At 46.9% G+C, this 21,640-nt stretch carries 14 protein-coding genes; 3 read left to right on the top strand and 11 right to left on the bottom strand.

The window, feature by feature from the left end:
- Window positions 1-5: 5 nt before the first annotated feature.
- The 6 genes from H3H32_RS29680 to H3H32_RS29655 all read right to left on the bottom strand — a co-directional run bounded on the left by H3H32_RS29680 (window position 6) and on the right by H3H32_RS29655 (window position 8,732).
- Window positions 6-839, bottom strand: a complete 834-nt coding sequence (locus H3H32_RS29680; RefSeq protein WP_182459335.1) for a HipA family kinase — start codon at window positions 837-839, stop codon at window positions 6-8.
- A 288-nt stretch (window positions 840-1,127) separates the two neighbouring features.
- On the bottom strand, window positions 1,128-2,531 hold the full coding sequence (locus tag H3H32_RS29675; RefSeq protein WP_182459334.1) for an MBL fold metallo-hydrolase: 1,404 nt from the start codon (window positions 2,529-2,531) through the stop codon (window positions 1,128-1,130).
- Window positions 2,532-2,591: 60 nt separating this feature from the next.
- Window positions 2,592-3,389 carry a sulfite exporter TauE/SafE family protein gene (locus tag H3H32_RS29670; protein WP_182459333.1) on the bottom strand — a complete coding sequence of 266 codons (798 nt, stop codon included), beginning with the start codon at window positions 3,387-3,389 and terminating at the stop codon, window positions 2,592-2,594.
- A gap of 105 nt (window positions 3,390-3,494) precedes the next feature.
- Window positions 3,495-4,997 (bottom strand): APC family permease, encoded by a 1,503-nt coding sequence (locus tag H3H32_RS29665; protein WP_182459332.1) that lies wholly within the window; start codon window positions 4,995-4,997, stop codon window positions 3,495-3,497.
- A gap of 178 nt (window positions 4,998-5,175) precedes the next feature.
- Complete coding sequence (secDF, locus tag H3H32_RS29660) at window positions 5,176-8,250, bottom strand: protein translocase subunit SecDF (RefSeq protein ID WP_182459331.1); 3,075 nt, start codon at window positions 8,248-8,250, stop codon at window positions 5,176-5,178.
- Window positions 8,251-8,387: 137 nt separating this feature from the next.
- Complete coding sequence (locus tag H3H32_RS29655; protein WP_182459330.1) at window positions 8,388-8,732, bottom strand: hypothetical protein; 345 nt, start codon at window positions 8,730-8,732, stop codon at window positions 8,388-8,390.
- A 239-nt stretch (window positions 8,733-8,971) separates the two neighbouring features.
- On the opposite strand from H3H32_RS29655, the gene H3H32_RS29650 reads away from it, so the two are divergent.
- Window positions 8,972-12,568 (top strand): T9SS type A sorting domain-containing protein, encoded by a 3,597-nt coding sequence (locus tag H3H32_RS29650; RefSeq protein WP_182459329.1) that lies wholly within the window; start codon window positions 8,972-8,974, stop codon window positions 12,566-12,568.
- A 195-nt stretch (window positions 12,569-12,763) separates the two neighbouring features.
- Window positions 12,764-13,597 carry a carboxylating nicotinate-nucleotide diphosphorylase gene (gene nadC / locus H3H32_RS29645; RefSeq protein ID WP_182459328.1) on the top strand — a complete coding sequence of 278 codons (834 nt, stop codon included), beginning with the start codon at window positions 12,764-12,766 and terminating at the stop codon, window positions 13,595-13,597.
- A gap of 147 nt (window positions 13,598-13,744) precedes the next feature.
- Here the strand turns inward: nadC and H3H32_RS29640 are convergent, their stop codons facing one another.
- The 5 genes from H3H32_RS29640 to H3H32_RS29620 all read right to left on the bottom strand — a co-directional run bounded on the left by H3H32_RS29640 (window position 13,745) and on the right by H3H32_RS29620 (window position 20,094).
- Window positions 13,745-15,325: a T9SS type A sorting domain-containing protein gene (locus H3H32_RS29640; protein ID WP_182459327.1), complete on the bottom strand. Its 1,581-nt coding sequence runs from the start codon at window positions 15,323-15,325 to the stop codon at window positions 13,745-13,747.
- Window positions 15,326-15,452: 127 nt separating this feature from the next.
- On the bottom strand, window positions 15,453-15,791 hold the full coding sequence (locus H3H32_RS29635; protein WP_182459326.1) for a hypothetical protein: 339 nt from the start codon (window positions 15,789-15,791) through the stop codon (window positions 15,453-15,455).
- Between the two features lie 225 nt (window positions 15,792-16,016).
- Window positions 16,017-16,997, bottom strand: a complete 981-nt coding sequence (locus tag H3H32_RS29630) for a pyruvate dehydrogenase complex E1 component subunit beta (protein ID WP_182459325.1) — start codon at window positions 16,995-16,997, stop codon at window positions 16,017-16,019.
- A gap of 171 nt (window positions 16,998-17,168) precedes the next feature.
- Window positions 17,169-19,475, bottom strand: a complete 2,307-nt coding sequence (gene porZ / locus H3H32_RS29625; protein WP_182459324.1) for a type IX secretion system anionic LPS delivery protein PorZ — start codon at window positions 19,473-19,475, stop codon at window positions 17,169-17,171.
- The gene (locus H3H32_RS29620) at window positions 19,465-20,094 is read right to left on the bottom strand and encodes a thymidine kinase (protein WP_182459323.1); all 630 of its coding nucleotides are present in this window, start codon (window positions 20,092-20,094) and stop codon (window positions 19,465-19,467) included. The genes porZ and H3H32_RS29620 overlap by 11 nt, the downstream gene beginning before the upstream one ends.
- Before the next feature lie 206 nt (window positions 20,095-20,300).
- Between H3H32_RS29620 and H3H32_RS29615 the strand changes: the two genes are divergently transcribed.
- Window positions 20,301-21,557 carry a DUF8457 domain-containing protein gene (locus tag H3H32_RS29615; protein ID WP_182459322.1) on the top strand — a complete coding sequence of 419 codons (1,257 nt, stop codon included), beginning with the start codon at window positions 20,301-20,303 and terminating at the stop codon, window positions 21,555-21,557.
- The last annotated feature ends 83 nt before the right edge of the window (window positions 21,558-21,640 follow it).

Below are 21,640 nucleotides of genomic sequence, written 5' to 3'. Positions count from 1 at the left end.
GTCAATCAAAAGGGTATGGACTGATTAAGGAGTGTCTGAATAGCAATTCGTCTCTGATCGTTCAGTAAGAAATCGACCATTCGTGCCCGCAACGATGGTGGTGTTCCCCAAGAAGGCGGTAAGCTCGCAAATGCAGTATATATAGCTTGTTTTCCCCGTTCATAGCACAAAGATAGACAATCGTTGGCCACTGTGAAACGTCGGCTTGGTGTAATATGTTTCACAACCGCTTTGTAATAGGGGCTATTAAACAGACGATTTTGAGGTAGCAATGGCCAGTCTGGATTGAAAATGCGAAGACCATTTTCACCCCCGAATGTAAAGGCGTTATCAAACGCTACAAACTGAATCTTGCCTTCATGAGGTACACGAAGCAGATTGTAATTATACCCGCCCTCGAATGCTCGGCCCCGATCAATATTGTCTGTCCAAAGGTCAAACACGGCCAGACGAATCAGGTCGGTTGGGTTCAGTAAACGTTTAAAAGCACGGGTTGAACAGATGGCTTCTGTCTGGCGAACCAAATCAGCATGGGATAGGGCGCGAGAGCCAAAGCAAATAATGCCCGGTTTTATAAAACGACGATTCGCAAGTAATTGATCCGGGCGATACGATCCTGCCTGTACTTCCACCAGTGCGACATCAGGTGTTGGTAGATTAAGGGTACGTAATATCGTATGGCTGATTACTTCATAAGCCAAAAAATCCAGTTCAATAGCGTTTGACCGAATTCTATACTTACAGTAATACAGGTTGCCATCATCGCATAGGAACTTCATGGGACTGTGCCCATCGGTAGGTACTTCCTCAATAAGAGTACGCGTTCGGCAAGTATGCATTAATCTAAACGTTGACCAAGATTTATGGTAAATGTTACGCTTATTCTTCGACTGTAGACTGCCATTCAATAAAAATTACGTAACGACAATTCTGACTAATGGCATACTTGCGCTCCTGTTCTTTTGTTGTAACCTACTTTGTCAAGCAATTTGTTGATTTTAGCTTATTCTTTATCCTCTTTCTATGCCATCTATTAAGAATTCAAACAAACAAGGTCAAGGTAGGCACTTGACTTCAGTCTAACAATACAATTAATACTCGTGAAGAATTACTAACTAAAGCACCTATTAATGAGAAACAGGCGTATCGACTACAATCGGTACGCTTGTTTTTTTGATAGCCCCCATCCCGCCTTCTACGTTCACGACATTATCGAAGCCGCGCGCTTTCAGGATTGAGTTGGCGACCATCGACCGGTAGCCACCGGCACAATGTACATAAACCGGCTCCGTACGGCCGATAGCAGCCATATGATCGTTTAAATTGTCTAACGGCAGATTTTCAGCATCCTTAACGTGTTCTGTAGCAAATTCAACAGGCTTGCGTACATCCACAATTTGCATGGCAGGGTTTTGCTGCCAGCGTTGCGCAAACTCCTCGGCTGAAATGGATTCAATGGTGTCGATTTCTTTGCCTGATTCTTTCCAGGAATCGAATCCGCCGTTCAGAAAACCTATGCAGTTATCGTAACCAACGCGGGCTAGTCGCAGCACAGTTTCGCTCTCCTGATCTGTGGGAGTAACAAGTGCAATAGGTTGGGTTAAATCAGGGATCAACGCGCCAGCCCAGGGTGCAAACTGGCCATTCAGACCAATGTTGATTGAGTTGGGAATAAATCCCTTCGCAAAGTCTGCGGCATCACGAACGTCTAAAATCAGCGCGCTCGTTTCGTTAACCGCTGTTTCGAAGGCATCGGGCGAAAGTGCTTGACTACCCCGTTGCATAACACGATCAATCGATTCGTAACCTTCTTTATTGAGCCGGGCGTTTTCGGCAAAGTACGCTGGAGCCGTGGTTAGTCCATCGAGGACTTTTTCAATAAACTCTTCCTTCGATTTAGCGCGAAGGGCATAATTGAAACGCTTCTGATTGCCGAGTTTATCGGTTGTTTCCTTGCTCATATTCTTCCCGCAAGCCGAACCCGCGCCGTGAGCTGGGTAGACAATCACGTCATCAGCAAGGGGTATAATTTTCGTATGCAGGCTATCGTAGAGCATTCCGGCAAGATCGCGCTCGGTCAGATCGCCTTTAATGGCCAGATCTGGACGCCCTACATCGCCAATGAAAAGCGTGTCGCCGGTGAAAATAGCGTGGTCTTTTCCCGTTTCGTCGATGAGCAAATAGGTTGTGGATTCCTGTGTATGGCCAGGCGTGTGCAGCACTTTTATGGTCACGTCGCCTAGCGAAAAGGTTTCGCCATCCTGCGCATGATAAGCCTCATAACTTGTGTTTGCATTGGGGCCATACACGATGGTAGCCCCTGTTTTCTTGGCTAAATCAATATGTCCCGAAACGAAATCGGCATGGAAGTGTGTCTCAAAAACGTATTTGATTCGGGCAACCGCTTTTTCCGCTTTTCGGATATAAGGCGTCGTTTCCCGAAGTGGGTCAATGATGGCGGCTTCCCCGTTACTTTCGATATAATAAGCTCCCTGAGCCAGACAGCCCGTGTATAGTTGTTCGATGATCATGTTGTGTAGCGCGGGTGGAAACCCGCAGCTTCTGATTAAAATCGCGGGTTTCCACCCGCGTTACATTACTTCCCGGCTAATCATATATAGCGCAACCACTAACACAAACCAGCCAAATCCTTTTTTTAGTCGGTCAGGGGCTACGAAGCGGGCTAAATACATTCCCGCAAAAATCCCGATGATGGATAAACCCGTAAAGGGCAGCAGAAAATTCCAGTTTAAGCCTGTATGATGAATATCACCTAAAAAACCAACGAACGAATTAACGGCAATAATCAAAACAGAAGTCGCTACGGCCCGATGGATTGGCAAGCCAGCCATCAGGACTAGCATTGGTACAATCAAAAATCCACCACCTGCGCCAATAGTCCCTGTCAGTAAGCCCACCGCCAGCCCATCTAGGGCCAGACTGCCATAGCGTGGGCGCCCGTCGGCAGCTTCACCTTGCTCCGGGCGATCACTACGAATCATGGCTCTAGCAGCAATTACCATAACAATTGCGAAGAAGTATAAAATGGCGTCGCTCTTCGATAGTTGGAATCTTTCAAATTGGAATAACGGGTCTGGTAGAGCAGGAACCAGAAATCGGCGGCTTAAGTAGACAGAGATGAACGAAGGTAGTGCAAACGCAGCGGTAACATTTAAGTCAACCTGCTTTTTCCAGATATGATTGATTGATCCTACCAATGAAGTCGACCCTACAACAAACAGTGAATAGGTCGTTGCCAGAATGGGAGGAATACTGAAAATATAGACAAAAATGGGTATGGTCAGAATAGAACCTCCACCCCCAGCCAGACCGATCACTAAGCCTACTACCAGAGCTGAAGCATATCCGAATAATTCCTGTCCATTCATCGCAGAACAAAACTACACTTGTTTAGTCTATAGACTAATGAAAAATGCCCGCTAACTTAAAGCTAGCGGGCATTTTTCATTAAATGACACTATTAAAACCAGGAATTATTCCTGTGGCTTATTCAGGTGGCTATTCTTCCGGCTGTAGGTGAAATAAACAATCAGTCCGATGAAGCACCAAACCACAAATGATATTTTGGTGTCTGTACGCAGATTGTACATCAGATACAGGTTGGCGCAGATCCCCAATGTAGCGATCAAGGGTAGTACAGGTGTTTTATAAGGCCGTTCCAGATTAGGCTCCCGAACCCGTAACAACCAAACGGCACCGCAAATCATGGCAAAGGCCAGCAGTGTTCCCGAACTGGTTAACTCCGATACTTTATCGATTGGCGTCAAGGCCGCAACGATTGATACAATGATACCTACCAAAATCGTGCTTTTCCAGGGTGTTTTAAACTTAGGGTGAATGGCTGCAAACAAGCTCGGAGGGATCAAACCATCTTTTGCCATACCCAGGAAAACCCGTGTCTGACCGAGCATCATTACCAGCATTACAGAAGTTAGACCACCCAGCGCGGCAATGGTGATGATGTAAACGGCCCAGGTTAAACCTTTATCGGCAAATGCCTGCGCTACGGGGGCTTTCAAATCAAGACTCTTGAATGGCACCATACCTGTTAACACAAGCGAAACCAGAATATAGAGCACTGTACAGATAACAAGCGAAGCAATGATAGCGAAGGGTACGTCTTTCTTAGGGTTAATTGCTTCGCCGGCTTGCGTCGAAACGGCGTCAAATCCGATATAAGCGAAGAATACAATACTCGCTGCCGTTACAATACCATTGAAACCGTAGTGCTGTTGACCACCGCTATCAATAACAGGCTCAGGAAGGAATGGATGCCAGTTGGCTGTATCCACGTAAAAAGCACCGACAACAATCACGAAAATAACCACCGCTACTTTCACAATTACGATGATGTTATTCGTGCTGGCGGCTTCTTTAATACCCTTCACCAGAATGTACGTGACGACCAATACAATCAGGAAAGCGGGGAGGTTCATGGCGAAGGAGAAGTCTGGCACAGCCACGCCAGCCGCCCGAAGCGCTGCTGCTTTTTCCTGTGCTGTAACAGGATCGTTCATTAGCCAGATGGGAGGCTCAATATGAAAGAGATGGAGTAACTTCTCGAAATAACCCGACCAACTCACCGCTACGGTGGTAGCCCCCATCATGTATTCCAGAATCAGGTTCCAGCCAATGAGCCAGGCGAAAATTTCACCAACCGTTCCGTACGAATACGCATAGGCTGAACCTTCTACAGGAAGGATAGAAGCAAACTCAGCGTAACAAAGAGCGGCAAACGTACAGGCTACACCGGCTAGTACAAATGACAAGGCCAACGCTGGACCAGCCCAGTCGTGGGCTGCAATACCTGTTAATACAAAAATCCCACCTCCGATGACGGCACCAATGCCCAGCGAGGTCAATCCCCAGCGCGTTAATACACGCTTGAGTTCACTTTTCTTCATGTCGGCTTCATAAGCCGCAAGGGGCTTTTTACGCCAGACACTGGTATCAACAGGTTTTAATTTAGTTTCCATGTAGGGAAATAGAGTTTGGTGATTGTGTCGTTTGGAGAAATAATCTTAGGTTAAACGTCGGGAAAGATACGAAATAAAATGAGTGAATGAGTGGATGAGTGATTGAGCGAATTATTTCTCGCTACATTTTTTAGTCACTCAATCGCTCATTCACTCATCCACTCATACAACCGTTAGCTTACGATTGTGAAGGCCGAATCAGAGGCTTCTTTTCTTTCTTTTCCTTCTTGGCTGTGAATTCTTCTGGCGTAGCAGGAGCAGCCGTCGTGAAATCAGCAGGGATGGCATCAAAGCCCGTTTTCTTATCGCTGATCGTTGGGGTAATCACTTCTTTCTCCTGATCGCGGCTCAGGGCGTCAACCACAATCGGCGTAGCAACGAACAGCGACGAGTACGTACCAACCACAACACCAATCAGCATCGCGAACGAGAAACCACGAATGGTTTCGCCACCGAAGATGAAGAGGACTAACAGTACCAGAATGGTTGAGAAACCGGTTACAGCTGTACGGCTCAGTGTGCTGTTCAGGGCGTTGTTAATGATCGTGGCAATCGATTCTTTCTTGCCTTTGTTTTCGGCCAGATACTCACGAACCCGGTCAAATACCACAACGGTATCGTTCATGGAGTAACCCATGATTGTCAGCAAAGCGCCCACAAAAGCCTGGTCAACGTCAAGCGAGAACGGAAGGAATCCGTTGAAGATCGAGAAAATAGCCAGGATGATCAGTACATCGTGGAACATGGCCACAACCGCACCATAACCAAAGGCCAGTTTCTTGAACCGGATCAGGATGTACACAAATACGACTGCTACGGCCAGCAGAATAGACCATAAGGCCGATGTCAGTAAGTCATACGCAATGGTTGGACCGACTTTTTGTGAGCTTTCAATTTTAGCCGGATTGCCCTGAATGCTACTCAGCCCTTTATAAACCGTTGCTTCGGCTTTCTTATCGGCACCCTGCGAGTTATCGTCAACCAGATAAGGCGTCGTTACTTTAACCTGATTGGCACCAATACCTGTACCACCGTAGGTTTTTACTTCTGGCGATCCACCTAAAACGGGTTCTAACGCGTTCCGAACGTCATCAGTACTTACTGATTTTTCGAAACGAATTACGTAAGAACGGCCACCTTTAAAGTCAACGCCTAAGCCGAAGCCCCGGAAAACGGCAGAGATGATACCTAAACCGATAATGACCGACGAAACGGTGTAGTACAGTTTCCGTCGGGATACGAAATCAAAATCAGAATCAGCAAACAGTTTCTTTGCCCAGTTTGAGCTAAAGGTTAGCGTCTTACCATTGCGGATATAATATTCCAGCAACAGGCGAGTAATGAAGATAGCTGCGAATAACGACGTTAGAATACCAATAATCAGCGTTGTGGCAAAGCCTAGAATCAGACCTGTACCGAAAATGAACAGTACGATACCCGTCAGGAAGGTCGTTACGTTTGAGTCGATAATCGACGACATTGCGTTCTTGAACCCATCGGCAACGGCTACTTTAAAGCTCTTACCTAGCTCCAGCTCTTCCTTAATCCGTTCGAAAATAAGTACGTTCGCATCTACGGCCATACCGATCGACAGTACGATACCGGCAATACCTGGCATAGTCAATACCGCTCCCAACGACGCCATAACGCCCATCAGGAAGAACAGGTTGACAATCAGGGCAGCATCAGCAATAAGACCAGCACGGTTGTAGTAGAACACCACAAAGCCAAGTACTAACAAAATACCGATAATCGACGAAAGAACCCCAGCACTAACGGCTTCTGAACCCAACGTAGCACCCACAACGCTTTCTTCAACGATGTTGGTTGGCGCAGGCAGTTTACCGGCCTTCAGTACGTTGGCCATATCCTTGGTTTCTTCTACGGTGAAGTTCCCCGAGATGCTCGAACGACCGTTTGGAATTTCATTCTGTACGTTTGGAGCCGTGTAAACCAGGTTATCAAGCAAAATAGCCACTGGACGACCTACGTTTGCTGCCGTCAGGTTCCGCCATTTACGGGCACCTTCTGGGTTCATGTTCATTGTTACTTCCGGACGGCCACGATCATCATAATCGTTAGCAGCATCCGTAATTACATCGCCTTCCAATGGAGCACGACCACCTGATTTTTTTAGGAAATACAGGGGTAAAATTTCTTTGCCATCTGTTGCTTTGAATGTCTTACGATCCCAGGCGAAGAATGCATCAGCAGGGAATAGTCCTTTTACTTCAGGGGCGTTCAGAACGGCATTGGCACGGGCAGTATCTTTCAGGTAAACGCCTAGCTGATCCTGACCAACGGGCAAGAATAACTGAGTCAGCGCTGTACCCTGAGCAGCGGCAGCCGCTGTGTCATTTTTCGCAGTCGAATCTTTCTTGCTTCCCTGTGCTAATTGCGATTCAAGGCTTGATGCGCCTTTGGCAGCCGAACCAGCAGCAGGTGCTGTCGTTTTAACAGCCGATTTACGAGCCGCTTCCTGCGCTAACAGATAAGCGCCAATGCCTTCAATAGCTGGAGCTAATTCGTTCAGGCGATAAACTTCTGTAAACTCAAGTTTAGCTGCACCCGTTAATAAACGGCGAATACGTTCTGGGTTATCAACGCCCGGTAATTCAATCTGAATCCGGCCTGAACCTGGCAACCGTTGGATGTTTGGGTTAGCTACCCCAAATTTATCGACCCGTGCCTGAATGATCTGGAACGCCCGCGTGGTAGCACCATTCACCTCGTCGTTCAGCAATTTCCGTACTTCGGTATCCGATGATTGGTAGTTGATTTTGCTACGGTTAGCACTCGTAGCGAACACAGAGGCCAGTTTAGTATCGGGAGCCAGCTTCTTAAACGCACTCGCGAACAAATCGACGAAGCTCGTGTTGCTGGTTTTCTGATCTTCCTGCGCTTGTTTCAGAGCCTGACTGAATTTTGGATCACGGTTGTTGCCCGACAAGCTGCGAAGAATATCAGCAGGTGATACCTCCAGCACAACGTGCATACCGCCTTGTAAATCAAGGCCAAGGCCTAATTCGCGTTCGGTTACTTCCTGAAGCGTACTTCCTAAATAAACGGGTTCTTTCCAGAGCGAATCGAGATAATGTTGTTTTTTGTTACGGTCAACTACGCCTGCTTTGTCAGTGGCATAAGCCTCTGCGTCGGATTTGATGTTCCGCGAGACGAATGTAAACGACAGGAAGTAGATGCAGATGGCTGCAATGACGCCTGTCAGAATGAGAATTCCGGTTTTGTTTTGCATTGGGATACACAGGCTACGCCCGTGATTTGGCTATAAATTACTAGGGTGATAAATAATGAAGTCGGCCACTGGTGGGCATAGACTCAAACGGGAATAAATAAGGCCATGGCAAGGCTGCGTGGGCCTAAACGCGCACTCTAGGGGGCATTTGTGGCTATATGATGGCCAAAAACGTGCTTGAAATAAGAAAAATAGAAATGCGGAAACGTGAAGGACCGCAGGAGCGGAACGCTCAACAACAATAAAATCAGGAGCGTTGGTGCAGGAAGCAAAAAGGCGCTCTGGCCTGACTCTCCCAATTGAATCGCGGGAGTAACGACTGCCTCAAATTGGGCCGTACTTAGCTTAGCCGCAGCGGGCGCATCAGTCGATTTACCTGATTTCGTCTGTTCGGCAACGGCTTTAGGCGCTATAGCGGTCTTGGCATGAGTCACATTGCCATAACCCCAAACAGCTGTAAATAGCAGCAGGGAGGCTAGCATGAGGCTCGAAAGACGTTGTATAATGCGCGGTTGCTTCATAGATTCCTTTTGCGGATGACAAATTTCGTACCAATATTGGAAGAATGCAAGTATAAATTGTATAGAGTTTCAAAAAACGGGTTGTAGTCTCCTGATAACTATACTAAAATGCGGTAAACGGTTTAACTTTCAGATTATCAGTGCGTTTTAGTTAAACGGCATGGGTTTTGTGGGTAGGTGAATAACCTCAAACACCATCTATGTTCAAACTACTACTTACCTTCCTCTTTGTCCTTATTGCCACCATAGGGCACACCGCAACCACTCCCGTTCGCCTTAAAGTTGTATCCATTACACCCAGCGAAAACACAGGCCAGGATTATTCGCCCTGGCTCAATGATGATGTTAGTAAGCTCGTACAGAGTGCCTGGTCGGATAATGCCAAATGGGTTCAGGTCACGCTCAAGCTGGAGAAAAAAAGCCTGATATCAAGCCTGTCGCTGTATGACTACGATGGCTCATTTCCCGATCAACCTGCTTTGCTCTATGCCATGAACGGGACCCAACGGGTGCTGATTGGCTCGTTTGATGGCTCTACGTACATGAACTGGGTAACGCTCACCCCGTTTCAGGGATTGGTAGCCGATGCCATTATGATTTATAAGTATGGCAACAATATCCCGCAAAAAATCAAGGTATTTGGCCAGCCTATTACATCCGCAACCACAATTCCCAAGCCACTCGATTTGCTTACGCTTGTTTCGGCAAAAGACAAACCCGTTACGGGTGAAGATTATTCGGCTTACCTGAATGATAATCTGGCTAATCTGGTGCCTTCTTACTGGCAGCCGTCTAATTTTCAATGGACGGATGTGACCGTCAAATTCAGCAAAAAGAGTTTATTGACTAAACTTGACTTGTATGATGCGGAGGGAACATTTGAATCGTCACCAGCCCAGATTTATGCACTGAATGGCAAAGAGAAAACCTTGATCGGTACGTTCACGGGCGACAAATACATGGAGTTCAAATCCTATGCCTTAACGGAGCCGATGGTTGCCGAGGGTATCGTGATTCATAAATACTGCAATAACATCCCTGTCAAGATTCGGGCATATGGGAAGGTACTACCCGACGATCCGCTCGATGCTATTTTATATGCTCAGGAACGGGTGAATGTTACGAGTGTAGTATCGAATCTAGCTACTCCACAAAACTACACGCCCTACCTCAACGATGATATGAGTAGCCTGGTGAAAACCGACTGGAGCAGCGACAATTGCCGATGGATGGATCTGACACTTAAGCTAGAAGCCAAAAGCACCCTGACTAAGTTGGAATTGTACGACGGCGAAGATCAGTTTTCGAGTACGCCAGCCTTGATTTACGCCCTCAACGGAACGCAGAAAACCCTGCTTGGCTCCTTTACCGGACCCGATTACATGAAGTGGCAGGAGTTATCGTTTCCGTCGATAGTCGCTGAGGCTATCGTGATTCATAAATACTGTAATGCACTACCCATTAAAATTCGGGTGTATGGGCATCCGGTTGGGGACGCTGGAACAGTAACCACACCGGTTAGCACAACTACAGCCGCACCAGTCGTATTGGGTGATAAAATTCCCATCGACGCCAGTCGCTGGTATCAACTTAATAATGTTAGCAATGGGCTGAATGCCTTGTTTGATGGCAATACAAGCGATGAGGTACAAACGGGTTGGGGCAAAATATTGAATACGTACGATGCTTATTACCCTTTGCTACCGGGTGAATCGATGGATATTAAAGCCATTAAACTATATGACGGAAATGGAAGTAATTCCTCAAGTCCAATGCGATTGTCGATCATCACCAGTGATTGGCGACGAATTGAAATCGCTCAATTCCAGGGGCTCGAATACGATACCTGGGTAGGCCCTTACCCAACCCGAAGTACACAGGGAGATGCTAAGTTTCTGCTCGACAATGTGGTGGCCGGAGCACGTTACCTGGTGATTAATACAACAGATTTCTGGCCACGTGAACTCGAACTCTACGGCTCCTATCAAGTTGGGAATAGAACCGCCAGTTCATTACCGGCTAAAAACCCAACTTTTAAAAACCTGCTTGGTATAAACGCGTTTGAATGGGATTTTTATCAGACTGGCGTTTCGGGTATTTCGGTCCCTAAAGTAAAGGCGATGCAGTCGTTCGGGGTGATGCGGCACTATATGGATTGGGAGAAACTGGAACTGACCGAAGGCAATTACACATTCAATCCAACGCATTCGGGTGGCTGGAATTATGACCTAATGTATGAGCGCTGCAAATCAGACGGCATTGAGGTAATGGCCTGCCTGAAAGATATGACCCCTTGGATGAACGCCACCTACCCCGCCGACCAACAGGGTAGCGATAACGTGCCAGTACGGTATGGAAAAGATTATTCGAATCCATTGTCGTACATCGAACAGGCAAAGGTAGCCTTTCAATATGCTGCCCGTTACGGAAAGAATACATCCGTCGATCCGGCTTTGGTAAAGGTAAATACTAACCCGCGCTGGACGAATGATCCGCCCAACGTCGTGAAAATCGGCCTCGGTCTGATTAATTACATGGAGTGCGATAATGAGCGTGACAAATGGTGGCGGGGGCGGGTGGCCTACCAAACCGGTCGTGAATACGCGGCTAATATGTCGGCGTTTTACGACGGGCATAAAAACACGATGGGCGCTGGCGTTGGCGTGAAAAATGCCGACCCAAGTATGACCGTTGTGATGGGTGGTTTATGCTCAATTGCTAATGGCACGGATTATATCCGGGGAATGATTGACTGGTGTAAAGAATTTCGTGGCTACAAACCCGATGGACGTGTTGACCTTTGCTGGGATGTTATCAATTATCACCTCTATCCCGATAATTCCAGTTCGATGCAAAATGGGAGTGGGGCTTCGGCACGAGGGGCAGCCCCAGAGTTGTCAGTTGCGACGCAGGTAGCTCGAAACGTACTGAAACTGGCACACGATGCCTGCTACGATATGCCGGTTTATATATCAGAAACAGGTTACGATTTAAACCAGGGAAGTCCGCTTCATACCATCGCCATCAGTAACAAATCAGCAACCACCACACAGGCCGACTGGAATTTACGAACAGCGCTTCTGTACGCTCGGGAAGGGATCGATCGAGTTGATTTTTACCAGACTTATGACCTGAATCTGGATTGCTCCACGCAGTTCTGCTCAATGGGTTTTATTAATGCCGATTTTACCCGCAAACCCACCGCCGACTATTTCTATCAGGCAAAAAAACTCATGGGCGATTATGTATTCAAGGAGTCGCTAAGTACAAATCCAAATGTGGATCGATATGAACACAATGGCCAATCAATGTATGCTTTATGGATTCCAGATGAAATTGGGCGTACTGGGTCGTACACACTGGATTTGAAGACGGGAGCGGTGGCGAATGTATATACACCTAAAGCTGGATGCGATACGATGGCGTTGCAGGTAAAGCCAACTGTCAATAATCAGATTGCACTTACGCTCTCCGAAACGCCCATATTCGTTTCGGTGGGTGGTTCGGGCGCTGCGCGTCTGGGAACGGGTTCAATTGATACTGAATCAATTCGTGTTTACCCAAATCCGTCGAGCGATCATGTCGTTCTCCAGCTCAATAGCCCATATGTAGGCAATGTGGATGTCAAGTTGATTGATGCTAATCTGGGCGTATCGCGGCAGCAGGTTACGCTGCAAAAAAACTCGACGACCTTTTCGGAGAAAGTCGATTTATCGGCGCTTCCTTACGGCATTTATTTGCTTGAAATTAATCAGGGCGCTGACCGAACCATCCGAAAAATTTTGAAAGTGCATTAACTAGTTTTCCCGCCTAAAGCCGTGCCACGGTTCTATTGAGGGGATGACAAACCTTGGCACGACTTTAAGCGGGAAAACTCGGGCCATAAACAAAAAAGACTGATCAACCGATCGGTCTTTTTTGTTTATGAGGCAGAATCAATTCCGCTCTGCCGTAATTCTGTCAGAAAAGAATAATCTACTTACCTTGCGCTTATGAACTTGCACGAATTTATTCAATTAGCCTTAGCCGAAGATGTCGGTGATGGTGATCACACATCGCTCTCAACGATTCCTGCCGACGCCCAGAAGCGCGCTCGCTTGCTCGTCAAAGAAACGGGTATTCTGGCAGGGGTAGAAGTGGCTCAGGCCATTTTTGCCGAAGTCGATCCAGCCTTCGAAGTCGACGTGTTGATGCACGATGGGGCCAGTATCAAACCTGGGGATGTTGTACTCACTGTTAGCGGAAACGCCCGTAATATCCTGACCGCCGAGCGATTGGTACTCAACTGCATGCAGCGCATGAGCGGTATTGCAACTCACACCCGCGAATTGGTAAATCTATTGGAAGGCACACGGGCCAAACTATTGGATACCCGTAAAACCACTCCAAACTTCCGTATTTGTGAGAAAATGGCAACCAAAATAGGCGGAGCTGTGAATCACCGATTCGGATTATATGACATGATTCTCATTAAAGATAATCACGTCGATTATGCTGGAAGTATCGAAGCCGCTATTACTAAAGCGGTTGCGTATCTGAAAGAAACGGGTCGGCAATTACGCATTGAAGTCGAAACTCGGAATCGGGCCGAAGTGGAAGAAGTGCTTCGGGTTGGACAAGTCGATGTGATTTTACTCGATAACTTTAGCCCCGATGGCATCCGCGATATGGTTCGCCTGATTAATGGACGATTCATTACCGAAGCATCGGGTGGAATCGATGAGACGAACCTTCGTGCCTATGCCGAAACCGGTGTTGACTTTATTTCATCGGGAGCCTTAACTCACCAAATCAAAAGTTTGGATTTGAGCCTGAAGGCGTATTAAAGGATAGGGGATGGTTAAGGGTGGTCAGGTATTGTCAGGAGTTGTAAATGTAGTAGCTGTTTAAACTTTTTAGATTACTCTAAAATTGAATTGTTTTTTGTCATCCCGACTTTAGGAGGGATGACAAAAAACAGCCTCTGACTTTGCTTATAGTTTTACAATCCGCTTCACGAGTTGTTTATTATCCAGTTGGATTCGTAGGTAATAATTTCCACTTGCATACCTATCCAGATTTAGCACATTGGTCTCCCGTTGACTGGTGTATTTTTGTAAAGATCGGCCAGTTTCATCAACTAGTTCCAGATTAGCCGGATGTTGGGCCGAAACCCCACTAACCTGTACCGTTAGCCAGGTATTCACGGGATTGGGATACAACTGACTGTGAGTTTCTAGCCAAGAGTCCTCTAGACCAAGTAAGGGATTGACACGCACAGTGATCGCCGTTCGATCCCCTTCGCAGGCGCCTACTTTTTGGGCTACATAATAGGTGAATTCCCCGGTCTGGTTGGTGGGGGGCAGAGGAGCGGCTAATGAGCTGGTGCCACCAGTGGCGTTCATGCCATACCAGACCAAAGTTGAGGTACTATCCGTGGCCGAAGCACTCAAGGGCGTTGAGGGTTGTCCCTGATAGTATTCAATCAGGCCAGTAGTGGCAACGGGCTTGGTCGGCGTTGGCGTAACGGTCACTTTTACATACGTATAGGTAAGCAGATTCTCATTTCCACAGCCTTTGCTATAATCAATTGGAAATAGATTCATGCTATAAACCATGTGACCGGGTTGACTAGTATCCGGCGTAGGTGGAATGAAGGTACGAGGCTGATATAAGGGATCTCCTAACCAGTAAGCGACTTGAAAATTCTCGGGTGGTGGCAGATGGCCATTGACATTCAAAGGAAGAGCCTTTTCTCCCTGGCAATAGCCAACCTGCCCATAACGATAATTGTCTTTCATGGGGTTGAGTACCCCTGGTCCACCACTCGCTTTCCAGAGAATGCGCAGCTTGCTGGCAACCGGCTCACTCTCACAACCATCGATTAGCTGGGTTAGGTAATAAATATGTTCCGAAACGGGGTAGACGTAGGTGGTTGACGTTGCACCCGTTTTGTTAAGTTGAAAATAGCCATACTGCTTATCGCGGACATAGTCTCCAGAGGGTAGTTTGGTTTCATATGGAAACTCCGCATAGTCGGTAAAACTGCCTCCTGGCTCGTTATAATAAAGCCGGGGGGTAGCGTTGGGAGCGAGTCGAAATGATATGTCTGAATATAATCCAGCCATGGAGGACCGATTGGTAGACATACAATCCACATTCAGGGAGTCGACAAGTGGTGGAGAAGGAATAGCCGCCTGGCCTTTAATGATTAACCTGGTTGGACTGGGCGTACCCGTGTAGTCCGGGTTTTTTATCGTCATACGAACCGAATAAGTCCCTCCGGGTGCTAACGACTTTGGCAGGCTAGCACTTAGTCCCAGACTGGCATTTCGAGTTTTACTGGTTGGAATATCGAAATAATCGCCCCCAATGGCTATTTGTACAGAATAGGTCGTAGCCGCTGTGACATACCTGTACGTGTCGTCAGGCATTATAAAGCGAACGTCTATTGTCGATCCAGGACAAGCAACGGTAACAGACAGGGGCAGGGTTGTTAAGGTAGTCTGACTGTAAACCGATGGACTCAATAGCGATAGCCAACAAATGATTCCTACTAAACGTTGATGATTCATTGGAGTTGAAGGATTACTAACTCTCCTTTATCGGCTAAAGCATGATTTGGTAAGTCAAACTAGGGATGAAGCTTACGTTCAACGCTTGACAATACCTAACCACCCTTGACCATTTCCTAACAGTATTCTACTTCGCTGGGTTTTCATCGATACCCAATCGGGGCAATGCCGGATTGAGAATTCTTGGGATGATTTTAATCCGGAAAATCCGCATGTCGGCCATATGGAAATCGCAGCTATAAAAACTTCTGAGCTTTACTCCCCTGTAAACAGCCATGTAATTGACTTTGGGTGGCCAGTTATTTAAGGCCAACTCCGCTGTAATAGCATCTACAGCTTTGCGGAGATTAGAAAAGAAGATGACCGTTGGCTCTCGTTGACGAATGGTCGATAATGAGCCTGTATACTGAATGGTCACCTCATAAATGGTGCGACCTGAAGGGCGCAATGCGGTAGTTTTAGCCAAGGGAATATCTGATTTTATTCATGTTACGATTATATTGAAAAACTATTTCATTATTTTTCAACTGCTAAACTAAAATTATACTTCAGGCGTTTTACCTACAATTGCATCAATCAATACCCGGCCGCTTCAAAACGACCGGGTATTTTTGTTTATAACAAAACAAAAAAAGCGTTGGCTGATGAGGCCAACGCTTTTTTTAGTAATGCGGGTTTCCACCCGCATTACTTACTTCTTATACATAACTGCCTCTACCGCTTGCAACGTGCGCTTCACGTTTGGCAGAATAGCTTCAATCAGTGTTGGTGCGTAAGGCAAGGGTAAATCCATGCTGTTCACACGTACAACTGGTGCATCTAAGTAATCGAAGGCATTCCGTTGGATGTTGTAGGTCAACTCCGACGAAATAGCCGCCAGCGGCCAGGCTTCTTCAACAATCACACATCGGTTGGTTTTCTTCACCGAGTTGATAATAGTCGCGTAATCAATCGGACGAACCGAGCGAAGGTCAATTACTTCTGCCGAAACTCCATTTTTCGCTAGCTCATCAGCGGCAGCTAAAGCTACTTTCATGATTTTACCAAACGACACGATTGTTACGTCGTTTCCTTCGCGAACAATTTTGGCTTGCCCAATTGGAATTAAGTATTCTTCTTCGGGTACCTGACCTTTGTCGCCGTACATCAGCTCCGACTCCATGAAAATAACAGGGTCGTTATCGCGGATACATGATTTCAGAAGACCTTTGGCGTCGTAAGGATTGGATGGAACAACCACTTTCAAACCCGACGTATTGGCAAACCAATTCTCGAAGTTCTGCGAGTGTTGTGAGGATAGCATGCCCGCATTACCCGTTGGACCCCGGAACACGATAGGACAAGAATACTGCCCACCTGACATCGACATAATTTTAGCTGCCGAGTTAATGACCTGATCAATCGCAACCAGCGAGAAGTTAAAGGTCATAAATTCGATGATTGGTCGCAGACCATTGATGGCTGAACCAACACCTATACCGGCAAAGCCAAGTTCGGCAATGGGGGTATCGATTACGCGCTCCGGACCGAATTCGTCCAGCATACCCTGGCTAACTTTGTAAGCACCATTGTATTCGGCGACCTCTTCGCCCATCAGATAGACCAGTGGGTCCCGGCGCATTTCTTCCGTCATGGCCTCCCGCAGGGCTTCGCGGAACTGTATTTCTCTCATGCTGAGTGTGTTGCTTTCGGTTAGTTACCTGCCTGATCGAAATCAGGCCAGATGGCTGAAAAATTGATCAAAAGTAGGCAAAATGACCTGATTCGTCAAATGCGGGTTGGTAGCTTCTTTAGGTATGTGAGAAAATACCGTGAGAAATACAGTTTATTTCAACAGCAGAGGTTACCGGACAACCGCCAGTTTCCCCCGAAGCCCTTCTGAACCATCGGCTGTAACGACCACAACTAAATAAATACCTGTTTGTGCCTGCCTGCCCCGATAATCGCGGAGATTCCAGGTCGCGGTACCGCCTTGTGACTTGGTTTCGTAGACTAACTGGCCTCCGGCATCAAGGATTTTTACGGTTGAGTTTTCGGTAAGCCCATTAATCCCGACTGTGCCATTAAAATCAGGACGAACTGGATTTGGAAAAATAGTCAGCTCCGATAGCGCTTCGGCAGGTTCTGTGGCTGGTCCCTGATAGGATACCAATCCGTTGGAACTGCCTGAGGCACCCGTTTCGATAAATACTTTGCCAGTAGTGGGTTCAATAGCTAGTGCTTGAACAAGATTATTCGGTAGAGGACTGTTATCTGCCGTGAACGTATCCAATAGCTGTGAGCCATCGGCCGCAACGTGATAGATTCCCTTTTGTGTACCTATCCATTTTCGATTGCCCCCGTCTACGGCAATGGCTGTGATGAGTTCATTAGCTAGCAATCGTCTTCGGTTAAGTAGGGGAGGCTGAGCGTCAATCGTTGCATCGAAGGCTGCGTATGGGCTGTCGAAGACAGTTGGGCCAAGATCGGTGCCTGTCCAGATTGATCCATTGCGATCTTTCACCAATGCCCGAATGCTATTGGAAAGCAAACCTCCTTGCCCTGTTTGTGTCGTCAGAAATCGGGTACGATTGTTTTGAGGATCAACAACGAGTAACCCACCGCCCAGATCGGGGCGAAGCCAGAGAAAGCCGTTGTCGTCGGGAACGATTTGTACAATATTTGTCTGACTGACAATAGGGAAAGATTGGAACGTGCCATCCGTTCGTCGAACGTGCAAAGTTGCTTGTTGTGAGGCAGGTGTTTTACCCGTTGTTAGCCACAAGTTTCCATCGGTATCGGTAGCCAGGCTACTGATATAGGGACTTATAGTCGCCGGCAATGTGACAGGTGTTGGTGTTTCTCCCCCGGTTTGAGTCCATAAGCCACCGCCAAAACTGCCCAGGTAGAGTTTCTGCTCAGTGGGCAAATAGGCCGCCGAATTAAAGCCGTAACTTAATCCTGTTGGTAAGGAATTAACCCACCGGGCATCCGGTACTGAAAAAAGCTCATAAGGAGGCTGGTTGGCGGTTAGCAATGTGGCATCAAGGGGGCCATTAGGTAAGGCTGCCAATGCCTGAGGGTATGTATATAGATTAGCAAACGAATCACGGGTTGGACCTTCGGGGGCAATCCGCTGAAATTGACCTGCATTTCCGAGCAGCAATCCATTTTTAGTATCGGCAACCCATATTGTATTGCCGTCGGCTACAACCTCGCGTGGGTCAGTTAAAAGTGAGCCTGAAAATGAGCCGGAACCAGGCGAGGTAATAGCTTTATCTGTAGCTAACAGTAAACCAGTTGCTGCTGGGAATTGCCGAATAATAGCATTCGTCAGGGATTGCGTTAGTGCCCATTTCCCATTTTGCCGCTCATAAATGCCCGTTCCACTAACCGTGGCAGATAACCGCCCTTGATTGGTTACAATGGATGAGACTTGTGTACCGGGTTCAATTACTGTTCGCCAGTTGGCTGGGTCAACAATGTTGACACTGGTGGCAAAGCGAACCGCGCGGAGTTTAAAGCCCGTGTTTGTCGCGCTTGCTGGACCGGTTAACGCATATAGACTATCGTTAGTGACCGCTGTCTGGTAAATGGGTAAAGGCGTGCCATCGGCGCGTTGACTAAAGTAGGTGTCCCGTATTTCATTCTTACCCAAGTCCAACACAACCAACCCAAAATCGGTACTGAGATAGGTGTTGTTGTCAATACGATTCAGATGGTTTATACCGCGTGCTGTTGGTAAGGTTGATGCCGAAACAATTGTGTTGATGTTGGTTACGGTGCCCGGTTCGCCAGTGGCGGTTAGTGTTAAAAGATCCAGATTGCCGTTTCTGTAGGCAATGAGCAACTTTTTCTGATCAGCTAGGTAGAGGAGTCGGCTGATACCTACATCGCTCAAGCCCGAGGTTTTACTGAGCGTGGTTATTTCGTTGGTGGCTTTGTCGTAGTAGAAAAAACCATTCTGCGTGGCTGCATATATTTTCGTCCCAACTACTGCCACTGACTGACCCGACTGGTAGCTGACATGCGTTTGCCATAGGCCAATTTGACCAAGTGCTGAATACTGAGTGAGTGCTAAATAAAATAATACCAACAAAAAGCAGGACTTAGAAAGTGATTTCTTGAGTCCTGCTTTTTTTATCTGTATATCGATAAGCCTATTCATCATTCGTAATGTTTTCGTAGGCCCACTCCTTGCGGCCAGCCTCGTTGCCAAGGTTAAAACAACGTCGGCAGCGGGCTTCGTAACTGTCGGTTTCGCCGAGTAGTACGCGTTCTTTTGATGGAACGAGTCGGTAGGAGTACTGAGCAATATCGCCACAGACTACGCAAATAGCATGGACCTTTGTGACGTATTCAGCAATGCTCAAAAGCTGGGGCATACAACCAAAAGGCTGCCCCGAAAAGTCCATATCAAGGCCAGCGACTATAACGCGTTTTCCCTGATTGGCCAGTTCATTACAAATAGTTGTGATGTCTTTATCAAAAAATTGGGCTTCATCTATCCCTACTACATCACAATCACCGGCTAGCGCGAGAATCTGGCCCGCTGTTTGCACAGGAGTTGAATGAATGGCCATTTCAGAATGAGAAACGATATTTTCGGCGTGGTAGCGTGTGTCTATTGCAGGTTTAAAGATTTGAACATTCAGTTTTGCAATACGAGCCCGTGTAAGCCGACGAATTAATTCTTCGGTTTTACCAGAAAACATAGAGCCGCAAATCACTTCAATCCAACCTGTGCGTAGGTGGGGTGGTTCGCGTCGTCGGGAGGGTTCAATAAACATTAGTTAAACGCAATAAACTGAGAAGATTAGTTAATCAACTGCAACCTGCCGTGAACAAGAGGAATGAATATTGTTTTATTTATCCACATGGTTTACCCGTTGTGGGCTTAAACCATGGGGCGCATCCCGCTGCATTTGATTTCTTTATTGACACCAATCGGTTTGTAGCCGAAAGTTATATATTTACAAAACAAAGGCTTTTCCTAATGTCGAACAAGTTTAACGCCAACGCCCTTACTGAATATAGTAAATCCTACGCTCGTCGGATTGCCTCTGATTTCTATCAACAGCATGCGACTATGAATGGTAAGCAAATCCTTTCGCTTACCCCTATTAGCCAAATTAACCTGTTTATTATCAGTAGTTTGTCGGATAAGTGGCAGGCCGATGCGGCAAAGTTCCGGAGTCCTTATTTTGACTTTACCAATGAGGAAGTCCAGGAGGCTCTACAGAACTTTATGAATGTGGTGTCGCAATATATTTCGGTTCGACGGGAGCATTTGGAACCACTTCTGGCGGATGCTACCCGGCGCGCAATTATCCTGATTTTTGACCCTCGTTCTTACTTTGATGATCTCCTGCGGGGACAACCCGATTTTACGGTAACATCGGCTGCGCTTAAGCAAATAGTGCGTTATACGAAGATCAACCAGTTCATTCCGGCGCATATCACCCAACGGATGAATGGGAAATCGTTTATTTATGTGAATCAGGCTTTGATTTACCTGGATGAAGCCTTGACTCAGAAAGGACACGAAATTGAGCAATATGACAAATTTGTTGCTCAGTTTTCGGAGAAGTTGCCAATGGACGTATCGGCGTTGTTGCGCAGTCATGTACCCGATAGTATCCCTGCTGCCCCGCTCCGCTCATTTTTTGATACAGCTATAGAGTCTACCGTTCCGCCAGCGCCACTAGTAGCAATAGAATCGTTAGCTGAAACAACCAGCCCTGCTATTCCACCCCGGCCAGACTTAACGCCTGCGCCAGATTTAGTGGAGGATTTCAGCTCGTCTGGGACTAAATTTATCGATGGCACGTCGGGCGGACCAGAACCCGTTGCGCCTATCAGTCAGCCATCACCGTTGCAAACAGGGGCAATTACAACACCTACTGAGGTTAAACAACCAATTATTGCTGTTGATACGCCCCCTTCTCTGAACGATACGTTGCGAGACACAGCACCTGCTGAACCATCGACCGTTGCCGAAACTTTCCATCGGGCGCCAATTGAGAGTGTTGCCCGGAGTATTTCGTTAAATCAGAAATTCCGGTTTATCAATCAACTTTTCAACGGGAATTCAAGCGCCTACAATCAGGCTGTCGAGGAAATCGATACGTTGAATAACTATGGCCAGGCGTTAGATCTGATTTCCTATCGCTATGCGTCTCAGTATCTATGGGATATGAGTAGTGATGAAGTCAGTGAATTGGTTGAAATCTTAAAAAGACGCTTCTCTTAATAAGCAAAATGTACGTATATGTATATTTTTTGCTTTGAATAGTATCTTTATTGGGTTGTTTTCGTCTCACTTGCTAGCAGACT

The organism is Spirosoma foliorum (assembly GCF_014117325.1).
GTDB lineage: Bacteria > Bacteroidota > Bacteroidia > Cytophagales > Spirosomataceae > Spirosoma > Spirosoma foliorum.
Note: the sequence above shows the minus strand (reverse complement) of the source record. Positions and strands in the feature narration are given on the sequence as shown.